Source organism: Bacillus sp. GMa5/1 (assembly GCF_050172015.1).
Lineage (GTDB): Bacteria > Bacillota > Bacilli > Bacillales > Bacillaceae_G > Bacillus_A > Bacillus_A cereus.
The window spans coordinates 1-3,039 of sequence record NZ_JBNLYC010000314.1 but is presented as its reverse complement, the minus strand read 5'-3'; the positions used below and the strand labels follow the sequence as shown (position 1 = coordinate 3,039).

Here is a 3,039-nt window from a genome sequence, read left to right as displayed (position 1 = left end):
ATCTGTACAAGCTATCCTAGATCAAATTACACAATCTCTTCAAAAAGAGGAATCCGTACAGTTAATTGGATTTGGTACATTTGAAGTACGTGAGCGTTCTGCACGTACTGGGCGCAATCCCCAAACGGGCGAAGAAATGCATATCCCAGGAGGAAAAGTACCTGCATTTAAAGCTGGGAAAGCTTTAAAAGAGGCTGTTAAATAAGGATTAAATTATCTATCTAAAAAGGAATGGAGATTTTTATCTCCATTCCTTTTTAGATTAATCATATATTTTTTCGGAAAATAATTAACTAGTTTTTTATCATTTTCACGATTTCCATACCCTGCAAACTCTTCTAATCATAGAATTTGTTTTTTAGATGCTAGACGCATCTTTTACTGCTAATTTTTTCTTATTTAAATAAACAGCTCGATCCGACCTTTTTGCAACTTCCTGGGAATGCGTTACAACAATTACACATTTCCCTTCTTGATGGGCTAGCCCCTGAAACAAATTAATGATATCATTTGCTGTTTCTTCATCAAGGTTTCCTGTCGGCTCATCCGCAATCAGTAAATCAACATTACAAGATAGTGCTCGGGCAATTGCTACACGTTGTTGTTGTCCGCCGCTTAGTTGTAAGACATTTCGCTTAGCTTCTACTTCTGTGATTCCTACCTTATCTAATAATTCTAATGCTCTTGCTTTTTTATTTTGTACCTTCACACCCGTAATTTCCATTGCTGTTAGGACATTTTGAAGAGCAGTCATATAGGTAATCAAATTATAAGATTGGAAGATTACAGATACATTTTGATTACGGTATCGATCCAAACCTATTTTTCGAATATCCTTGCCATTATACAGTACATAACCATTTTTAGGTATATCCAGCCCACAACCTAAGCTCAGAGTTGTGGTTTTACCAGATCCAGATGGTCCTAAAATCGTGTAAAAATGCCCTTTTTGAAAAGAAAAATTCACATTATCTAGTATCGTTACTTTTTTTCCGTTACTTTCATAATAATAATCTAAGTTTTTAAATTGTAAAATCGTCTCCATATCGAGCCTCCTTATTCATCTTTTAAAAGAATTTGTTTTGGATTTAATCGTAGAATAGATAATGCTGGAAGAAGCGTTGCTAATATAGCAATAGCTAGTCCAATCCCCCCCATTTTCCCTACGTCTTCTCCTGTTACACTTACATTAATTTTATCAATTGGATCCTCTTTTTGATTTTGTACAGTTCCATTTGGTCCAGCCACCATTACAGTTCCATTTTTTGAGGTTTCTGTATCTTCGCCTGCTGTAGCAATTTCACTTGAAAGTAAATTATCCCCTATATATTGAGAAACTTTAGTTCCTGTTGTTATGGATAATCCAAATGCTAAAATAGCGATACATACTACTTCTACTACGAACTGCGCCATCAGCTTCCACTTTTTCTCTCCAATGGACAATAGAATCCCCATTTCCTTACGACGTGTTTTAATCGATAACATAATAATTAAACCTAATATAATCGCACCTGCAATTGATACAATATAAATAATCATTTGAGAAGTAGATGAAATATTTTCGATAGGGCCAATCATTTGTTTGTACAATGAATCATTTGCGTCTAACTTAAAATAATTAAAATCAATATCAAATTTCTTTGCTTCTTTTTTAAACGCATCAATGTTTTTTGGATCGTTCAAGAAATAAACGATTTGAATACCACTACCCATACCTTCATCAGTTTCTAATTTTTTCAAGGCAGAATAAGGCATATATAACTTATTAGCTGGGTCCATCATAGGAGGGGCATGTTCACCCATTGGCTTCTCATTCGTTTCATAAATACCAATAATTTCAAATTCAAGAGTTTTCTTCTTATCACCTGATTGAATTTTTACCTTATCTCCTACTTTTAAATTGTTTTGTTCCGCTAATCGTTTTTCCATTAAAGTAACATTATGATCTTTTACCTGTTCTGTAATTGGTTTTCCATCAATGATTTTACTTTTTCCATTTTTAAAACTTTCGTGTAATGCAGTTTTGCGAACTCCTTCCATGATAAGAGAAGAATTCATATCTATTTCTGTACCCGAACCTGATCCACCTGCTACTGCCACCATTCCTGCTTTACCTTTTCCTTCTTCACCTTCTGAAGCACCTACTAGTTTAAATCCATCCGAAATTCCGAAAGTATTGGTTATGTAATTATAGTCTTTTACATACTTGGACTTTGCTAATTGATCTGCTTCTTTTGTGTTGAGCTTTGGTGGTTTAGGCATCTCTCCCGTTTCCCTAGCTTGTTGACCTAATTTATCAAAATCAAGACCTAAAGTGACATCTGCACCTAGTTTTTTTCTTGCTGCATCCGCAGCTTTTTTTGATGCATTTTGAATTACGAATCCTGCTAACACTAAATGTGTAACAATTAAAAAGACTGCCATCAGAATTAATGATGTTCCGACTCTTTTTTTCATACTGAGAATTGCTCGTTTCATAAAGTTCATTTTTCCTTACCTCCTTGATAATTTGTATTTTATATAGGTTATCTAGAGTCTATATGGAGCTAATCAGTAGTTTATCTAGAGATATTAGAGCTTATCTGGAGTGTATATGTGATGTTTCTTTAAAATAGGTAAGAAAAACTGGAACACAAGTTAAAATACTTAATTCATTTTGAACATTGGTAAGAAGTGAGTCCATTTAATGATGAATGAGGACAAACGAAATATGAATAGAATAAATCTAGTCACCAACTTGATTAACTAGAGAAATGCATACAAACATGGGATAACGCCTTCTATTTATAACCACAGTACAGGATGAAAACTATAGCTGGCAGATAAGCCTCTTGCATGGAATAACAATGTGGGTATTTTTCTGCTTCTTCACAATTATCACTTCCGATACATCTAGTCCCCACACGGTAAGCACAAATAAAAAAACCACCAAACGGTGGCTGAATTTTTAAACGTCCATTGTTTAATCCGTTAATTTCACATTTTTTTTAGTATTTCCTTTCATCATATCTAAAACAAATCTATATGTTTAGTGACACG

The 3,039-nt window shown here is 34.0% G+C and carries 3 protein-coding genes; 1 reads left to right on the top strand and 2 read right to left on the bottom strand.

Annotated features, from left to right (window positions below; all coding sequences use genetic code 11):
- On the top strand, positions 1–205 hold a 205-nt coding region (locus ACQGSG_RS27960), incomplete at its 5' end, for an HU family DNA-binding protein (protein ID WP_426948577.1).
- Between the two features lie 153 nt (positions 206–358).
- On the opposite strand, the gene ACQGSG_RS27955 is transcribed toward ACQGSG_RS27960, so the two are convergent.
- Both ACQGSG_RS27955 and ACQGSG_RS27950 read right to left on the bottom strand, forming a co-directional pair.
- A complete protein-coding gene (locus ACQGSG_RS27955) occupies positions 359–1,045 on the bottom strand; it encodes an ABC transporter ATP-binding protein (protein ID WP_098212871.1) in 687 nt (228 codons plus the stop codon).
- Positions 1,046–1,056: 11 nt separating this feature from the next.
- Positions 1,057–2,487, bottom strand: a complete 1,431-nt coding sequence (locus ACQGSG_RS27950; RefSeq protein WP_426948574.1) for an ABC transporter permease — start codon at positions 2,485–2,487, stop codon at positions 1,057–1,059.
- Between the last annotated feature and the right edge of the window lie 552 nt (positions 2,488–3,039).